This is a genomic window from Nocardia fodinahabitans, assembly GCF_052983615.1.
In genome coordinates, this window is record NZ_JBRJJC010000001.1 from 6,635,714 (window position 1) to 6,654,296 (window position 18,583).

General features: G+C 71.2%; 8 protein-coding genes. 5 read left to right on the plus strand and 3 right to left on the minus strand.

What is annotated here, in order from left to right; genetic code table 11:
* Positions 1-39: 39 nt before the first annotated feature.
* The 3 genes from NV348_RS31365 to NV348_RS31375 are packed head-to-tail and all read left to right on the plus strand — an operon-like array spanning position 40 to position 13,600.
* On the plus strand, positions 40-10,101 hold the full coding sequence (locus NV348_RS31365) for an HAD-IIIC family phosphatase (protein WP_447150096.1): 10,062 nt from the start codon (positions 40-42) through the stop codon (positions 10,099-10,101).
* A complete protein-coding gene (locus NV348_RS31370; RefSeq protein ID WP_447150097.1) occupies positions 10,098-12,551 on the plus strand; it encodes a thioester reductase domain-containing protein in 2,454 nt (817 codons plus the stop codon). The genes NV348_RS31365 and NV348_RS31370 overlap by 4 nt, the downstream gene beginning before the upstream one ends.
* Entirely contained in the window at positions 12,548-13,600 is a 1,053-nt protein-coding gene (locus tag NV348_RS31375; protein WP_447150098.1) for an alpha/beta hydrolase, read from the plus strand. Before NV348_RS31370 ends, NV348_RS31375 begins: the two co-directional genes overlap by 4 nt.
* On the opposite strand, the gene NV348_RS31380 is transcribed toward NV348_RS31375, so the two are convergent.
* Positions 13,583-14,587, minus strand: a complete 1,005-nt coding sequence (locus NV348_RS31380; protein ID WP_447150099.1) for a Gfo/Idh/MocA family protein — start codon at positions 14,585-14,587, stop codon at positions 13,583-13,585. The two genes, NV348_RS31375 and NV348_RS31380, sit on opposite strands and share 18 nt — an antisense overlap.
* Before the next feature lie 41 nt (positions 14,588-14,628).
* Between NV348_RS31380 and NV348_RS31385 the strand changes: the two genes are divergently transcribed.
* Positions 14,629-15,918, plus strand: a complete 1,290-nt coding sequence (locus tag NV348_RS31385; protein ID WP_447150100.1) for a glycosyltransferase — start codon at positions 14,629-14,631, stop codon at positions 15,916-15,918.
* A gap of 13 nt (positions 15,919-15,931) precedes the next feature.
* Entirely contained in the window at positions 15,932-17,140 is a 1,209-nt protein-coding gene (locus NV348_RS31390; protein ID WP_447150101.1) for a glycosyltransferase, read from the plus strand.
* A 139-nt stretch (positions 17,141-17,279) separates the two neighbouring features.
* Here the strand turns inward: NV348_RS31390 and NV348_RS31395 are convergent, their stop codons facing one another.
* Positions 17,280-17,924: a dihydrofolate reductase family protein gene (locus NV348_RS31395; protein WP_447150102.1), complete on the minus strand. Its 645-nt coding sequence runs from the start codon at positions 17,922-17,924 to the stop codon at positions 17,280-17,282.
* Positions 17,925-18,004: 80 nt separating this feature from the next.
* Positions 18,005-18,475, minus strand: a complete 471-nt coding sequence (locus tag NV348_RS31400; protein WP_447150103.1) for a sensor histidine kinase — start codon at positions 18,473-18,475, stop codon at positions 18,005-18,007.
* Positions 18,476-18,583 lie beyond the last annotated feature (108 nt).

The window sequence follows — 18,583 nt, forward strand, 5'->3', positions numbered from 1 at the left end:
GGCGCAGTCAGTGGGTTCCACGGTCAGAGGAAGTAGTTCGTGCTCAACACTTTCGTCGAGACATTGTTCGCCCAGGTCGAGAATCGACCGGCCGAGGTGGTGTATCGGTTCCTGGACAATGGTGACGTCGATGGTGTCGTGCGCGAATTGTCCTATGCCGAACTGGGGATTCGGGCCAGGGCGATCGGCGCCGTGCTACAGGATTCCGCGCCGCGGCGCGCGCTGCTGCTCTACCCGGCCGGGCCCGAGTTCGCCGAGGCGTTCTTCGGTTGCCTGGTCGCCGGTGTGGTCGCGGTGCCCGCGCCGCTGCCGGAGTGGGAGAACCGGTCGCTGCGGCGCTTGCGGCGGATGGTGGCGCACGCCGAGGTCGACATCGTGCTGGCGCCGCGCCGGATCCTCGCCGAAGCGGCGGCACTGGGTGCTCAGATCCCGGAATTGACCGGTGTGCCGTGGCTGTCGACCGACGATCTGCCCAGCGCGGCCGCCCTGCGCTGGCGCGAACCCGAACTGGGACCGGACTCGGTGGCGTTCCTGCAGTACACCTCCGGCTCGACCAGCGCACCGCGCGGCGTGGTCCTCACCCATGCCAACCTCCTGCACAATCAGGCCGCGCTGACCGCCGGGCTCGGGCACGACCGGATCGCGGACCACGACGGCGCGCTGTTCGCCAGCTGGCTGCCGATGTACCACGACATGGGACTCATCGCGCCGCTGCTGCACACGGTGTATCGAGGTGCGCATTCGGTGCTGATGTCGCCGTTGCATTTCTTGCAGCGACCCGAACGGTGGCTGCGCGCGATCTCCACCTACCGCGCGCACACCAGCGGTGGCCCCAATTTCGCCTACGAACTGTGCCTACGGCGGATCGCGCCCGAGCAGCTCGACGACCTGGACCTGAGCTCGTGGCGGGTCGCGTTCAACGGTTCCGAACCGGTGCGGGCGGGCACGGTGCGCCGCTTCGCCGACACCTTCGCGCGCGCCGGATTCCGCGCGACGGCCCAGCAGCCGGTCTACGGCCTGGCCGAGGCGACCCTGATCGTCACCGCACCGGCCACGACGGCCGAGCCGACGATCGTGCCCGCCGCGGGAAGTCCCACGCGCGGTGGCGAACTCGTCGGTGTGGGTCGCCCGGTGCCGGGGATCTCGCTGTGCATCGTGGATCCGGACCGCGGAACCGAGCGCGCCGAGGGCGAGGAAGGCGAGATCTGGGTGGCCGGGGACAGCGTCGCGGCCGGGTACTTCCGGGACGAGGCAGCCACCGCCGAGGTCTTCGGTGCGGAGCTCGCCGGGCGCGACGAGAAGTTCCTGCGCACCGGCGATCTCGGATTCCTTTCCAGCGGTGAGCTTTTCGTGACCGGCAGGCGCAAGGATCTGGTGATCGTCGACGGGCGGAACCACTATCCGCAGGACATCGAGGCCACCGTCGAGGCGGCGCACGCCGGTGTCCGGGCGGGGTGCGTGGCGGCCTTCTCCGTCGACCTCGACGGCGAGCAGCCGGTCGTCGTTGCGGAGGTCCGCGACACCGACCCCGCCGAACTGTCCGCGATCGAAGGCGCTGTGCGGGGCGCGGTGGCGACCGAGCACGGACTCACCCTGGCCGCGGTCCTGTTGATCCGGCCGGGCACCGTCTTCAAGACCAGCAGCGGGAAGATCCAGCGCTCGGCATGCCGGGCGGCCTATCTGTCCGGTGAACTGCTGACGCTGCTGGCCGGTCCCGTGCGCTCGCCGGAAGACGAGATCGCGGATGTCGAAGCGGAGCCCGTGGCCGCCGAGCCCGCCTCGGACCTGTCCGCGGAGGCGGTGCGGGACTGGCTCGTGACCGCGATCGCCCGCCAGGCGGCCCTGGATCCCGACCGGGTCGACGTGCACCGTCCACTCGTCGAATTCGGTTTGGGTTCGGCCGATCTGGTGGAACTCGTCGTCGATCTGTCGGATTTCGCGGGTCGCTTCATCGACACCAATCTCTTCTTCGACCATCCCACGATCGACGGTGTCGCGACCGTGCTGGCCGCGCCCACGCAGGACGCGCCGGCCCCGGCCCCGGCTGTCGAAGCGGCGGCGAGCGACGACGCCGCCGACGACGACAGGATCGCGATCATCGCCATGTCGTGCCGGTTCCCCGGCGCCGTCGATTCCCCCGAGGCGCTGTGGCGGTTGCTGGACGGCCGGGCCGACGGGCTGGGCGAGGTGCCACCGGGCCGCTGGGACATCGACGGTCTGTACAACCCGGACATCACCGCGACCGGCACGGCGTACACGTTCCGCGGCGGATATGTCGACGGGATAGACCGTTTCGACGCCGCGTTCTTCGGTATCGGCCCGCGCGAAGCCGCGGTCATGGACCCGCAGCAGCGAGTGATGCTGCAACTCGCCTGGGAAGCCATCGAACGGTCGGGGCGTGATCCCCGAACCCTGCACGGCAGCGCCACCGGCGTCTACCTGGGTGTGTACAGCACCGGGTATCTGGCCGACCCCGCACCCGAGCAGCTGAACGGCCAGGTGGGAACGGGTCTGTCGCCCAGCGTCGCCTCGGGGAGGATCTCCTACACGCTGGGGTTGCACGGTCCCGCCGTCACCCTCGATACGGCGTGCTCCTCCTCGATCGTGGCGATGCACCTGGCGATGCAGGCGCTCCGGGCGGGCGAGTGCGACCTGGCGTTGGCGGGCGGCACCACCCTGCTCATGTCGCCGGTCGCCCACATCGAGCTGTGCCGATTGGGAGTGCTGTCCCCGACCGGCCGGTGTGCGCCGTTCTCCGCCGATGCCGACGGAACGGTGTGGGCGGAAGGCGCGGGCATGGTCCTGCTGAAACGACTGAGCGACGCCCGCCGCGACGGTGACCGGGTACTGGCGGTGGTGCGCGGGTCCGCGGTCAATCAGGACGGCCGCAGTCAGGGCCTGAGCGCGCCCAATGGCGCTGCGCAGGAACAGGTGCTGCGCTCGGCGTTGCGCGTGTCGGGGCTGACGCCGCACGACATCGACTATGTGGAAGCGCACGGCACGGGTACCGCCCTGGGTGATCCGATCGAGGCGCGCGCCCTGGCCCGGGTGTACGGACCCGGGCGTGATCCGCAGCGGCCGCTGGGGGTCGGGTCGCTGAAGTCGAATCTCGGCCACACCCAGGCCGCGGCGGGCGTGGCGAGCGTCATCAAGCTGGTACTCGCGCTCGAACACGAGCGCATTCCGGCCACCTTGAACGTGAATGTGCCCTCACCCCATGTCGATTGGGAGCGCAGCGGCGTCACGGTCCACGGGCAGACGGCGCCGTGGCGGCGCGGTGACCGGCCGCGCCGGGCCGGGGTGAGCGCGTTCGGGCTGAGCGGCACGAACGCGCACCTGATTCTCGAGGAGCCCGCGCCGGTACCCGCGCCTGTCGCCTCCGGCATCGAGACTTCGGTTGCGCTGCTGCCGATCTCGGCGCGCAGTGAACGATCACTGCACGGGCAGGCCGAGCGGCTGCTCGAGCTCGTGCTGGCCGATCCCGCCGCCGAACCGGGGCCCGTCTCGCGCGCTCTCGTTACCGAACGCAGTCAATTCGAGCGCAGGGCCGTGCTGGTGGCTGCCGATCGGGACGAGATGATCGGCGCGCTGCGGGACATGGTCGAGAGCCGGGCTTCGGCGAATGTCGTCGTCGGGGCCGGTCCGGTGCTGACCACCGCGAAAACCGCCTTCGTCTTCCCCGGGCAGGGCATGCAGTGGGTCGGCATGGCGCGGGATCTGCTCGACGACTCCGCCGAGTTCCGTGCGGAATTCGGGCTGTGCGACAAGGCATTCGGTGCGCACCTCGGCTGGTCCCTGACGGACCGGCTGGCCGGCCTGACCGCCGCCGACCTCTTCGATTTCCCCGTCGTGCAGCCGCTGCTGTTCGCGACCATGGCCGCGCTGGCCGCCACCTGGCGGGCGGCGGGCGTCGCTCCCGATGCCGTGCTCGGGCACAGCCAGGGCGAGATCGCCGCCGCGTATTGCGCGGGCGCGCTCGACCTGGACGATGCCGCGCGGATCGTCGTCACCCGCAGTCGCCTGATGCAGGCCATCGACGAGCCGGCGGCGATGGCGATGATCGGCCTGCCCGAAGCCGAGGTGGCCTCGCGGCTGCGCGCCTACGACGGCCGGGTGTCGATCGCGGCGGTCAATGTCCGGCGCTCGACCATCGTGGCCGGTGAGCAGGCCGCCGTGACGGAGCTGCTCGCCGAACTCGACGGGGCGGGCATCTACACCCGGCTCGGCGCATCGGGGCCGGGGCTGGCCGGGCACTGCCGGATCATCGAGGAGATCCGCTCGGCGCTGACCGCGCAGCTGGCCGACGTGATCGCGGAAGTGCCCGCCATCCCGTGGTATTCGACGGTGACGGGCGAACCGGTGACCACCGCGCCGACGGGGCCGGACTACTGGTACCGGAACGCGCGCGAGACGGTCCGCTTCGCCGCCACCATCGAACGGATGATCGGCGAGGGCTTCCGCTACTTCGTCGAGCTGGGTGCGCATCCGTCGCTGACCGCGGCGGTGCGGACCGTATCGGAGGAACTGGGGCGGGACGTGATCGCCGTCGGGTCGCTGGTGCGGGATCAGGACGGGCCGAGGGCGCTGGCCCGCTCGCAGGCGGCGCTCTATGCCGCCGGGCACGATCTCGACTGGAGCCGCCTGGCTCCCGGCACGAGCCGGATCGACCTGCCCACCTACGCTTTCGACGAGCGGCGATTCTGGACCGAGAGCGGCCATCGCGACACGGGCGCGATCGGCCTCGACGACATCGCGCATCCGGTACTCGGTGCCGTTGTCGCGCAGCCGGATTCGGGTGGCGTCACCCTGACCGGACGGCTGTCCCGTGCGCTGCATCCGTGGGTCGCCGATCACGCGGGTCCGGCCGCGGTCCTGGTGCCCGGTGCGGCGCTGATCGAATGGGCGGTGCGCGCCGGTGACGAGGTGGACTGCCCGGTCGTGGGGGAACTGGTGTTGCGCGCGCCGCTGCTGGTCCCCGACCGCGCCGCGGTGCAGATCCAGGTGGTCGTCGGTGGCGCGGACGCCGAGCACCGGCGCACCGTGCGCGTCTACGCCCGCGACGAGCACGATCCGGACGCGCAGTGGACGCTGCACGCCGACGGGCTGCTCGGTGAGGATCCGGGAGTGCCGTCCGCGCAGAAGGATTCGCAGGTATGGCCGCCGGTCGGTGCGGAGTCCGTCGATGTCACCGAACTCTACGACCGGCTGTTCGATCGAGGTCATCGGTACGGTCCGGTGTTCCGGGCGGTGCGGGCGGCCTGGCGACGCGACGACGACCTCTTCGTCGAAGTCGAACTGCCCGAGCAGGCGCACAGCGACGCGGCCGGGTTCGGCATCCATCCGGCCCTGCTCGACGCCGCCCTGCACGCCACCGCGCTGTTCGTGAGCGACGGCGAGCACGCGCTGCTGCCTTTCGTCTGGTCCGATGTCGTGCTGTCGGCGACCGGCGCGACCGCGCTGCGGGTGCGCCTGACCCGGTCGGGGTCCGACACCGTCGCGGTGTCCGCGACGGATCGGACCGGCCGTGCGGTCGTGTCGGTGGGGTCGCTGCTGTCGCGTCCGGTCGAGGTGACCCGGTGGCAGGGTGCGTCACCGGCGGCGGCGTTGCGCCGCCTGTTCCGCCTGACCTGGACGCCGCTCGCACTGCCCACCGCGACGAGGCCATCGGACGTGGTCGAGTGGCCTGCCATCGGCGATACGGTCGTGCTCGCCGTACCCGAGGGGCGATCGCCCGCAGCGGTCCACACGATGGCCCAGCAGGTGCTGACCGAGCTCCAGAAGTTCCTCGGCGACAACCGATTCGAGCGGTCCACCCTCGTGGTCCGCACACGCGGCGCTGTTGTCGAGAATCCGCCGGCGTTCGGCGTTCGGCGCGGTACCCGGTCCGTGAGTCCGGACCCGGCCGGTGCGGTGGTCTGGGGCCTGGTCCGCTCGGCACAATCGGAGAACCCCGGCCGGATCGTCCTGGTCGATTCGACCGATCCGGATCTCGACTACCCGGCGCTCCTCGGCACCGGTGAACAGCAGTTCGCCGTGCGCGACGGTCACGCGTTCGTGCCGAGGCTGACCCGGCTGCCGGAGTCCACCGGGACCACGCCGCCGCGCCGGATCACCCTGGACGACGGCGCGGTGCTGATCACCGGTGCGCCGGGACGCCTCGGCTCGGCACTGGCTCGCCACCTGGCCGACGCCTATGGTGCGCGGAACCTGATCCTGGTCAGCCGCCGCGGCATCGAGGGCCCCGGTGGCGCGGACTTGCGCGCCGACCTCGAACAGCGGGGTGTGCGGGTGCGATTCGCCGCCTGTGACATCACCGACCGGGCCGCGCTGGCGGACCTGCTGGACGGGCTGCGGCTGGCCGGGGTCGTGCACGCGGCGTGCGTCCTCGACGACGCCACTGTCGGCACGCTCACCCCGGGGCAGCTGACCGCGGTCCTGCGCCCGAAAGTCGATGCGGCGCACCACCTGCACGAACTCACCGCGGATCACCCGCTGTCGATGTTCGTCCTGTTCTCCGCCGCGGGCGGCCTGTTCGGCACGCCCGGCCAGGCCAACTACGCGGCCGCGAACGCCTATCTCGACGCGCTCGCCGCGCATCGCCGGTCGCTCGGCCTGCCCGCGCAGGCCCTGGCCTGGGGCGCCTGGGAGGTCGACATGCACGACCACTTGGCCCGTGCCGATATCGCGCGCATCGCCCGCGCCGGAGTTCGCGCCTTCGCTGTGCCCGACGGGATGGCGTGCTTCGATGCCGCGCTCGCACAGGGTGATCCGTTACTGGTGCCGCTCCTGCTCGACACCGCCGTCCTGCGCAGATCCTCAGCGGTACCGCCGCTGCTGCGCGGGCTGGTGCGGCGGGCATCCCGCCGTGCGGTGGCGGATCGTGCGACGGTCGATGCCGTGGTGAGTTCGCGCCTGGCCGACGATCTGCGCACCGCGCCTCGCGCGGAAGCCCTCACCACCGCCACGGCCGCGCTGGCCGGGTGGACGGGCGAAGTGCTCGGACACAGCGGCACCGAGACGGTCGAGGCCGGGATGTCCTTCCAGAGTCTCGGCCTCGATTCGCTGATGGCGGTGGAACTCCGGAACAAGGTGCGCGAGCACACCGGGATCGCGGTGCCGCTGGGCACCATCCTCGCCGAACAGAACCTGACCGACCTCGCGGGCTACCTCGTGGACGAGGTCGGCCGCCGGGCCGGAGACCACACCGCCGCCGTCACGGCCGAAGTGCCCGAGGTCGAGGTGCTGCCGGTGACCCGGGACATGATGCGGCTGCTGCGCACCGAACAACTCGGCATCCCGAGTGCCGCCCAGACCGGTGGCGTCGCCGTCCGGGTGCCGGCACCGGTCACCCGGGCACAGCTGGAGTCCGCTGTCGGCCGGCTCGCCCGCAGGCACGCCGCCTTGCGCACGACGATTCGGCCCAGCGAGGCCACCGGCCGGGAACTGGCGATCCACCGCGACGCCGAGGTGCCGGTGGGGTGGCGTGCGCTGGACCATCTCGACGACGCTGTCGCCGAACACCATTTCCGCGCCCTGATGGCGCTGCCGTTCGATCCGGCGACCGGTCCGCTGTGGCGTTTCGAACTGCTCGACGCCGGACCGGCCGGCCAGGTGCTGCTCTTCGGTGCGCACCACGGCATGAGCGATGTGCAATCGATGCTGCTGGTCGCGGGCGAACTCGCGACGGAACTGTCCGGCGTCCCGCTCGGCGACACCGTCACCAACCGGGACCTGCACCAGTTGCTCGCCGCCCAACCGAGCCGCCGCGACGACACCGCCGTCGCGCGCTGGGGCGCGGCCTTCGCCGGGGCGCGGCGACTCGACCTCACGCTCGCCCGGCCCCGTCCGGCCGAGCGCACCTACGGCGCCGGCGCCTCGGCGCTCGACCTGCCGGACGGGCTGCACGATCAGGTGGCCGATCGGGCGCGCGAGCTCGGCATCACCCCGGCCGCGCTGTTCCTGGGCGCGCTGACCGTCGCCCTGGCCCGGCGCCAACAGGTCGATCGATTCGCGCTCGCGGTACCGGTGGACACCCGCATGCACGCGGACGCGACCGATGCCGTCGGATACTTCGGGGTGCCCGTGCCGTTTCCGGCCGAGGTGGCCGCCGGCGATCGCGTCGCCGACGTGCTGCGGCGCACCGGCGAGCGGCTGCGCACGCTGCTCGCGCCGGGCGTTGGCTTCGCCGAGGTTCTGGCCGCCCTGGCCGGGGAGGGGTTGTACCGCGACAACGCGCCGATGGTGGAGGTCTACTTCAACTATCTGCGTGCCAATTCCGCGGTGGCCGCCGCCGAGATCGTCCCGGTGAGTACCGGGTTCTCGGATCTCGATCTGATGATCGCGGTGCTGCCGGACACCGATCAGGTGTGGTTCACCTACAACACCGACATCATCGACGCGCGGACCTGCGCCGAATTCGGCAGGTACTACCTCGAGGTCGTCGCGGCGGCCGTCGCCGATCCCGGCGCGCCCGCCGCGTCGGAAAGTGCTGGGCAGCAGGCGAAGTCCGGCACGCAGGTCGCGGTCGCCGCGACGTTCGCGCTGGGCCGGCTACCCGAACTGCTCGCGGCCGCGTCCACGGAGGTGGCGCTCACCGTCGCCGAAGCGCCCTATCACCAGGTGCTGTCGTGTCTGCGTGACCCGTCGGGCGTGTTCGCGCAGCCGTCGACCGAGGTCGGGATCGTGCTGACCCGGGCCGCGGACCTGGAACGCTTCGGCGATCTCGGTGACGATGTGCTGGGCGAGCTGGCCACCGAATTCCCCCGAGCGATCGGGGAGGTCGTCGCGCGAAGGCAACGGCCGGTCATCGTCGGCATCCTGCCGTCGCTGCGGTCGGCACCGCGGTTCTCGGAGTGGGAGCGCGGTGTCGTCGAACGGCTGCGGGAGATTCCCGGCGTCGCGCTGCTCGATCACGCGGAGTGGGGGCGATTCCATGCGGTGGACGCCCCGTTCGACGAGCGGACCGAGATCCTGGCGCATCTGCCGTTCACCCAGGAATTCCAGGCGGCCGTGGCGCTGACCCTGGTCGCTACCGTCACCGCGGTGGGTGAACCCGCGCCGAAGGTCATCGCCGTGGACGGTGACGACACGCTGTGGAGCGGAACGGCAGGCGAAACCGGTGCCGCGGGAGTGCGTTTCGATTCGCCGCAGCTGGCCTTGGCGGCCAGGCTGCGGCAATGGCGCGACGCGGGCACCCTGCTGGTGCTGGTGAGCAACAACGACGACGACATCGTCCGCGCGATCCTCGAACGCCCGGACAGTCCGCTGCGCCGCGCGGACTTCGCCGCCGTAGCCACCGGGTGGGATGCCAAGCCGGGGCGCTTGGCCGCCGTCGCCGACACACTGCGGCTGGGACTCGACACCTTCTGCTATCTCGACGACAACCCCGTGGAGATCGCGCGCATGCGCGCCGAGCTCCCCGAAGTCCTCGCCGTGACCTGCCCGCCCGCCGACCAACTCCGGCCCTTCCTCACCCGCCTGTGGCCGCTCGTTCCGCTCGCGACGACCGGCGAGGACCGGGGCCGGGCCGAGTTCTACCGCCAGGAATCCGAACGCGACACCGTGCGCGCCGCCGTCGAATTCGAGCAGTTCCTCGACGAGCTCGACCTGGAGGTGGAGATCGAGGCGCTCACCGACGACTCCGCCGTCCGGGCACACCAGCTCGTGCGCCGGACCACCCAGTTCACCCTCGCCGCCGTCACCGGCGACGACCTGGACCGTTGGCGCACCGAGGGCGAAGTGTGGACGGCCACCGCGCGCGACCGGTTCGGCGATTACGGGTTGATCTCCGTGCTCGCGCTGCGCGTGGACGGCGACAGTCTGCGCGTCACCGGCTGGCAGCTCAGCTGCCGGGCCCTCGGTCGCGGCGTGGAGGAGCGGCTGCTGCGGTGGGTCGCCGACCGGGCCGAGGCCCTCGGCTGTTCGACTGTCCGCATGACGGTCGACAACACCGCCCGCAACACCCCCGCTCGCCGCCTGGCCGCGCGCCTACACGGGCACGACGCCCACGACGACGCGCAGAAGGTGTCGACGACACCGGATCGGCTGCGCGAGTTCCGTTCCTGGCACACTCCGGTGCCCGCCGGAGAGGTGACCGAATGACGAGTCGGGACGAAATGACCGGGGCCCGCAACCCTGCTGTCGACCGCCGCGCTCGCGGAGAGTCGATCGACAGCGGCGCAGCGGGAATGGATGTTGCCGCATTGCTGGCTCGTGTCGGCGTCCGCAGTGGTGACGGGCCGGGGGCCGACCGCCCTCAGGCCGCCGAGGCGGGCAGCAGTCGCTTGACCGGGCCCGGCATCGCGAAGTCCGACGGTAGCGGCGTGACCGGGCCGGGCATTGCGGAGTCCGACGGTAGCGCCGGCGCGACGGCGTCCGGTGTCTCGGGGTCGACCGGCCCCGAGACCACGGATCGGATCGTTTCGGTACGCAGTGCCCTGGTGCCCCGCACCGACGTCGAGGAGCTGGCCCTCGCGATCGCCGCCTTGGCCGCCCGTTTCGCCGATTCACCGGTCGGCGTCGATACCGACTTCTTCGACGCGGGCGGCACGTCCATCGCGGCCGTCGAACTGGTCGCCGCCTTGGCACGCGACCTCGACATCCACCTCGACCTCGACACGGTGTTCTTCGATGCGCGACCGCGACGACTGGCGCAGCGGTGGCTGGGCGAAACAGCCGACCGGCCCATGACGTTCACCGAATCCGTCGAACCGTCGAACGTGGAGCGGCCCACGTCCGAGGATATTTCCGACACCGACGATCTGGGCCTGATCTTCGCCGACCTGGCCGGTGCCGACCGCCTGCCGGTGGTCGCCGGAGCAGAGCCCGTGGTCCCGAACCGGATCCTGCTGACCGGCGCGACCGGATTCCTCGGCAGTCACCTGCTGCTGGACCTGTTGCGGCACAGCGACGCCCACGTCGTCTGCCTGGTCCGCGCCGCCGACGATGCCGCCGCGGCACAGCGGCTCGAGCACGCCCTGCGGGGCTACGCCCTGCCGTGGTCACGGGAGATCCTGCGCCGGGTGACCCCGTTGGCCGGGGACCTGCGTATGCCCCGGCTCGGCCTCACCGCCGCGCGCTGGGAAACCCTGGCCGCCGACGTCGATGCGATCGTCAACGCGGGCGCCGCGGTCGACTTCCTGCGCGGCTATCCGTCGCTGCGCGGAACGAACGTGCACGGTCCGCTCACCCTGGCCGAGCTGGCCTGCACCACGCGATCCAAACCGGTGCACCACATCTCGTCGCTGGCGGTGTTCAACGGCTCGACCGCCACCACGCTGGCCGAGGACGCCCCGACCGCGAATGTCGCCGCCCTGCCCATCGGCTACGACCGGTCCAAATGGGCCGCGGAGGCCCTGCTACGGCGGGCGGGCGAGCACGGCCTGACGGTGACCGTGCTGCGTCCGGGCGGGATCGGTAGTCACCCCGAGACCGGGGCGCACAATCCGCGCGACCTCAACACCGGGATCACCGCGGCCCTGCTGAGGTTCCGCACCGTGCCCGGATTCCGGTACCTGAACGCGGCGCCGGTGGATTGGGTCAGTCGCGTCGCCGCGCAGATCGTCCTCACACCGGATGCGTGGGGCCAGACCTATCACCTCACCGGACCGCCCACCTCGCTCGACCAGATCATGGCGGAGACCACGCTGGGCGGCATGGGCGTCCGCGTGCAGGACTGGGCCCAGTGGTGCGCGGACGTGGTGCGGGCGATCGAGGACGAAGGGGCGTCGGAACTGGAGCCGCTGGCCCAGGTGTTGCAGAGCCCGGTGGCCCGGCGGCAGCTGGCGGCCATGGTGAACACCCCGCCCGCCACCGCGGCCCGGACCGAGGCGTTCGTCGCCGCCCACGGATTGCCCGCACCCAGCACCGCGGGCCCGGCACGGGCCCGGATGCTCACCGCCATGGCGGCCATGGCGCAGGCCGAGGCGCAGCCCTACCTGCGGTTCCACGAGACGCTCAACGGAACCATCACCCGGACAGGCGAATCCGCGGAACTCCCGTGTGACCTGCGGCTGACCCTCTCGGTGGCGAACAGCGCACAGGTCTTCGCGGCGCGCACGCTCGATGTCACCGGCGAACTCACCTGCCCCGCCCTGCACGACGAGCCACTGCGCGTCGACGGCACCGCCACGGTCCGCCCGCACGACGGCATCCCACTGCCCGACGAGCTGCGACACCCGATCATGCATTACCAACTGACACTGCGTGATTCGTCCGGCGGCACCTGGTGGTGGACCGGCCACAAGTTCGCCGCCGCCCGGCGCCGATTCGTCCGCCAGCTCGGCACCCAGGTGATCGAGATCGGCCGCACCGGCGAACCCGGCAGCTTCACCGGCGAGGTCGCCGTCCCGATGCACACCTACCTGCCCGACCAGATCGACGGTATCGAGATCGACCCGCGCCTGCCCGAGCGGCAACGGCGGCTGGCGAAGATGCTGTGGCTGAGCTGGTTCGGCGGGCAACTCGGCAGGAGCCTCGTAGAGCCCATGCTGCGCGTCGGTATCGACCTGCTCGACCTGCGCCGCGCCCTGCGGAAGGAGCGCCGCCGATGACCACCACCGAACCCGAGACGATCACCGTCCGCACCGCCGACGGCCTCGACCTGCGACTGCGCCGCGTCGGCCCCGACGGCGCGCCCGCGGTGCTGCTGGTGCACGGGCACGGGGTGTCCTCGGAGATGTTCGCGCTGACCGAGATCCGCAATCTCGCCGACGTCCTCGCCGACGCGGGCTACCAGTCGTGGCTGCTCGACTGGCGTGGTAGCAGCCGCCTGCCCTACAACGTCTCCGGCCCGCCGTACACCCTCGACGACGTCGCGCTCTACGACCTCCCCGCCGCGGTCGCCCTGATCCGGGAGCGGATCGGCGACCAGCCGCTGTTCGCGGTGGCGCATTGCGTCGGCGCGCTGGCGCTGGCGCAGAGCCTGACCGCCGGCTTGCTGCCCGGGTTGGCCGGTGTCGTCGCCCAGGGTGTTTTCCTCACCCCGAAAGTCAGCACGTCGACGCGGGTGCGGGTGCTGGTCGGCAGCGAACTGCTCGGCTCCCGCGTCGGCCACCTCGAATCCGACTTCCGCAAGGTCGGGCTGTGGTCGCGGCGCACCCTGCTCTACGCGGCGCTCTCGCGCAAGGGCGACTGCCCGGACCCGACCTGCCGGATGGTCCACCACGGCTGGGGAATGGGGGCCGAGCTCTTCGCCCACGATCACCTCGACCCGCGCACCCACGACCGGCTGGCCGAGCTGTTCGGCGCGATCCCGCTGTCGGTGCTGCCACACCTGCGGCAGATGGAACTGGCCCACGCCGTCGTCCGCTGGAACCTCGACGACGACCGCTATCGGGCGCTGCCAGAGAACGCGCTCGACCACGCCGACCGCATCGACTGCCCGGTCCTGCTGCTGGCGGGCAGCCGCAACGCGGCCTGGCTCGATTCCAACCGGCTCTGCCACGAGGTGCTCGCGGCGCGCAACCCGGGTCTCGATGTGCGCTACACCGAGATCCCGTCGTACGGGCACCTGGACACCTTCATCGGCCGCGGCGCCGCATTGGACGTGTTCGGGCACATCGTCGACTTCCTCGACGAGCGCTCAGCTGGGCAGGCGTAGTGGCAGGCCGGCCGAACGGTAGATGGCATCGATGACGGACATGGTGGTGATCGCGTCGTCCGGTGTGGTGGCCACCGGCGCCCCGCGCAGCACGGCATCGGCGAAGGCGTCGAGTTGGTAGTCGTAGGACGCGCGATGCGGGAAGCGGCGCACCCGCCTGCCCCGGTCGGAGCGGACGGTGAGCAGGTGCCCGTAGTGCGGCAGCACCGGATTGAGCAGGCGCATCCGACCGCGGTCGCCGACGACCGTCGCGCTGATCCGCAGCACGTCCGAGGACCACATCGAGCAGCGGATGCGCCCGGTGTGCCCGGCCGGGAACCGCAACTCGGCCGTCATCGCCCGATCGATGCGGGAGTCGTCGTGCAGCTTCGCCCGCGCGGCGACGACGTCGGGATCCGGACCACCGAGGACGCGGGCCATGTGCACGGCGTAGCAGCCCGCATCCATCAGCGCGCCACCGGCGAGGTCGTAGTCGTAGCGGATGTCGGAGAACTTCGGCAGCGGAAACGACAGCGCGGTCTCCACCCGCCGCAGCGTGCCCAACTCGCCGGACGCGATGATCTCCTCGGCGGCCCGGATCAGCGGGTGATAGCGGTAGTGGAACGCCTCCATCACCACGCGACCGGAATCGCGTGCCAGTGCGGCGATCTCGCGCGCCTCGTCGGCATTCGCGGTGAACGGCTTCTCGCACAGCACGTGTTTGCCCGCCGCCACCGCGGCGCGGGTCCAGCGCCCGTGCAGACCGTTCGGCAGCGGAATGTAGACGGCGTCGATCTCCGGTGCGTCCACCAACTCCTGATAGTCGCCGAAGACTCGCGCGATCCGGTGCTTTCCGGCGAACCGCGCGGCCCGCGCACGGTCGCGGGCGGCCACCGCCGTGACGGCGACTTCCGGATTGCGCTCGGCCGGACCCACGATCGCCGCGGGAGCGATGGTGGCGGCGCCGAGAATGCCGATACGGAGCGCAGGGCGCGAATCTTCGGTCACGAGCTGACGGTAACAACAGATCACGAACGGAAGTCGAGAGTATGCGTATCGCTCTGCTGACCGCGGGAACCCGGGGCGATCACCAGCCCTATCTCGCCCTCGCCGCCGAATTCGCCGCCCGCGGCCACGAGGTGACGATCACCGCCACCGAGAACTACGCCGACGTAGTGCGGCGATCGGGCTTCACACCGCACGTCATCCCGTTCAACTCCGCCGAACTGCTGGAATCGCCCGCGGCCAAACGGGCACTGTCCTCGGGCAAGACGCTGCCGTTCGTGCGGATCATGCTCGACACGGTCGAGATCATGGCGGGCGAGCGCGGTGAACGGATGCACCAGGTGCTCACCGAGGCGTGCGAGGACGCCGAGGTGATCGTCTCGTGCGCCTCCACGCTGCCGTGGGCGATGGAACGGGGCGAGAAGACGGGCCAGCGGGTCGTCGGCTGTCTGCCGTACCCGCTCGAGCGGACGCGGGAGTTCCCGTCGTCGTTCATGGTCAAGAAGATGTTCGCGTCGCGGTGGCTGCGGCTGGCCAGCTACTCGGGGTTCGAGTTCGCCTACGGGGTGGCCTATCGGCGGGTGGACCGGCGGGTCAGGGAACTGATGGAACTGTCGGGCGCGCCGCGCAATCCGTTCCGCCGCATGCGCGAGGACGGGATTCCCCTGGTGCACATGGTCAGTCCCGTGCTGCTGCCCAAGCCCGCCGACTGGCCCGAGCGCTCGACCATCGTCGGCGCGCCGATCCTGCCACCCCGGCTGCGCGGCGCCTGGGGCGAGGCCGACCTCGACCCGGTCCTGACCGCGTGGCTCGACGAGGGCGAGCCGCCGGTCTACTTCTGCCTGACCGGCATGCCGATCCTCGACCCCGGCGGCAGCTGCGATCTGATCGCCGAGGTGTGCCGTCGCCTCGGCGTCCGCGCCCTGGTGACGGTCAAGGGCGAGGGGTACCCGCGCGGTATCGGCTATGACCGGAACCTGTTCGTGCTGGACTCCTTCGACTACGACCGGGTGCTGCCGCGCTGCCGGGCGGTCGTCCACCACGGCGGCAGCGGCAATACCCACGACGTGCTGCGCGCCGGTCTGCCCGCGGTGGTCATCGGAGTACACAGCGACCAGTTCTACTACGGCTGGCGCATCACCGAGCTCGGCATCGGCGCAGACTTCCCGTATCCCGCGCTCACCGCGGACCGGCTGCACGATGCCCTCGTCCGCACCCTGACACCCGAAGCAGGCCGCCGGGCAGCGGAACTGGGTCGCGCGGTCTCCGCCGAGAACGGTGTGGGCGCGGCCGCGGACGCGGTGGAACGCCTCGCCGTCGCGGCGACGGCCTGAGCCGGGCGACCGCGTGCATATCGCGATCTTCACCGACTTCCACCCGGACACGCTCGGCGGTGTGCAGACCGCCCAGCGATCCCTGTGCGACGGACTCCGTGGTCGCGGCCATCAGGTGACTGTCTTCACCGCGCCCGCACCGGGTTCCAGGAACACCGGCGACGACACGGTCCTGCTCCACACGGTGCCGTTGTCGATGAACAACGGTCTGCCCGTGGTCTTGCCGACCCGGGCCAACCGGCGCCTGCTCGACGCGGCGTTCGCCGGGCGCGGGCCGATCGACGTCGTCCACGCGCTGACCACCTACGGTGTCGGCATCGCCGGGGTGCGCGCCGCCCGCCGCCACGGTGTCCCGGTCGTCCAGAGCATGCAGAGCCGCGACGACACGATGATCGAGAAGTACGCGCCGTCACCGTATCCCGCGGCGTTGACCATGCGGGTCGTGCACGGCTGCTTCGTCCCACTGCGCGGCGAACAACGCCACGTCGGCGACAGCCGGACCGCGCGGCTCGCCTGGCGACCACTACTGGCCCAGGCACAGTCGGCCGATCGGGTGGTCGTGCCGACCGGCCACTTCGCCCGCAGGCTGGCCGCCAGAGGCGTCGACCGCCCGATCCATGTGGTATCCAACGGTATCGACGACGCACTGCTCGATCGCGTCCGGCGATCGGATCACGCGGCGCCCGACACCGGAACGCCGCTGCGTGTCCTGTGGTGTGGCCGGCTATCGGCGGAGAAGCGCCCCATCGAAGCGATCGAGGCCGTGCGGCTGGCCGAACACTGCACGCTGGACGTCTACGGCAGCGGCCCACTCGCCGACCGGGTCGGTGCGGCGGGAGCCGGGGCGGGGGAGCGGGTGCGCTTGCGCGGTGAGGTAGACCAGGCCGAGTGCCTGGCCGCGATGCGCGCGCACGACGTCCTGCTGCTCACCTCCGATTGCGACACCCAGGGGATGGTGCTGCTGGAAGCGGTCGCGATGGGTCTGCCGATCGTGTACTGCGATCCCGAATTGTCCGAAACCGTGCCCGAGGGTGGCGGCGTGCGTACGGCCGATCCGACCGTGGATGCGTTCGCCGATGTCCTCACCGCCCTCGCCGTGGACCGGGCGCGTCTGGCGGCGATGCGTGAGGTACTGGCCGTGCACGCGGAGGAACCACGCCAATCCCGTCATCTCGACCGCCTCCTGTCGGTCTACCGTGCCGCCGTGGCGGCGCTGCGATGACCGCGCGGACCGGCTGTCGGTCACCGAACCGGAAGGTGAGCGCGTCGTCGTCGGCGTAGGTTCGGCAGGCCAGCACGTTGCCCGCGGCGAGGTTGGTGAACACCAGGTCGGCCGTCGTCGCCGAATACGTCTCGGGAGCTCAGCGGCGCCAGAAGAAGTGGTGCACCACGCCGCTCGGACTCGGCACCTGCTCGAGGTGGAAGCGGTCGGCGTAGTCGTCGGGCCCGGTCCAGAATCGTTCACCGCGACCGACTTCGACCGGGGCGACGACCACATGCATCGTGTCGATCAGGTCGGCCTCGAGGAACGCCCGGATGGTCGCGACACCGCCGCCGATCCGGACGTCCTTGCCGTCGGCGGCGGCCATGGCCTGCGCGAGGGCATCCTTCGGCGACGCATCGAGGAAGTGGAACGTGGTGTCGGACAGGGTGAACGACGGTCGCGAGTGGTGGGTCAGCACGAAGACCGGGGTGTGGAACGGCGGTTCGTCGCCCCACCAGCCCTGCCAGTCGTAGTTCTCCCAGGGGCCGCGCAGCGGGCCGAACTTGTTGCGCCCCATGATCTCGGCGCCGATATTGTTCGCGTAGTCGCGGGTGATGTAGTCGTCCAGGCCGTAGGAACCACCGGGGTCGGTCCGGTTGACCCAGTGCGCGGTGGCGCCCGCCCAGGACATGAAGTCGGCGGGATCGGCGTGGCCGAACGGGTGCTCGAGGCTCTGCCCCTCGCCCGCACCGTAGCCGTCACGGGAGATCGAGAAGTTCTGAACGCGAACCAGCGGTGTCATCGAAGCCCTCTCCATCGGCGATAGAAGTACCTTGCCGAACCTAGCGCTCGCCGGTGACAGTCGGCCGCGACCGCGGGTCGTCAGAGCGTCGCGGTGGGCGGCGGAAGTACCAGCGTCGCGAGGGTTCCGCCGCCCGCCACCGGTTCGATGGTGGCGGTGCCGCCGTGCAAATCGGCGATCCAGGCCACCAGTGCCAGGCCGATGCCGCTGCCGCGACCCGCCGTGACGCCACGGTCGAACGGGTTCGACGACAGCCGCGGTGCCAGACCGGTGCCATGGTCGCGGACGCAGACCCGGCCTTCCCCGACGTAGATCTCCACCGGCGCTCGCGGATTGACCGCGCCGTGGGTGAGCGCGTTCTCGACCAGATTGCGGATCGTCAGTCCTAGTAGCTGCGGATCACCCACCACCACGGTCGGATTCGGCTGGAGGACCAGGCGGGGATTGTCGAACTCGTCGACGACCGACTCGGTGAGCTGGTCGAGCAGCTGCACGCGCTCCATCGTGGTGACCCCGGACTGCATGCGGGCCCGGGCGAGCAGGCCGGTCACCACCCGCTCCATCTTGGCGCCGAGCGCGTGGACATCGGCCAGTACCTGCTCGGCCTCGGCCTGCGTGCGTCTGCCCGGCGCGGTAGCCGAAGACGGCCGACGCCAAGC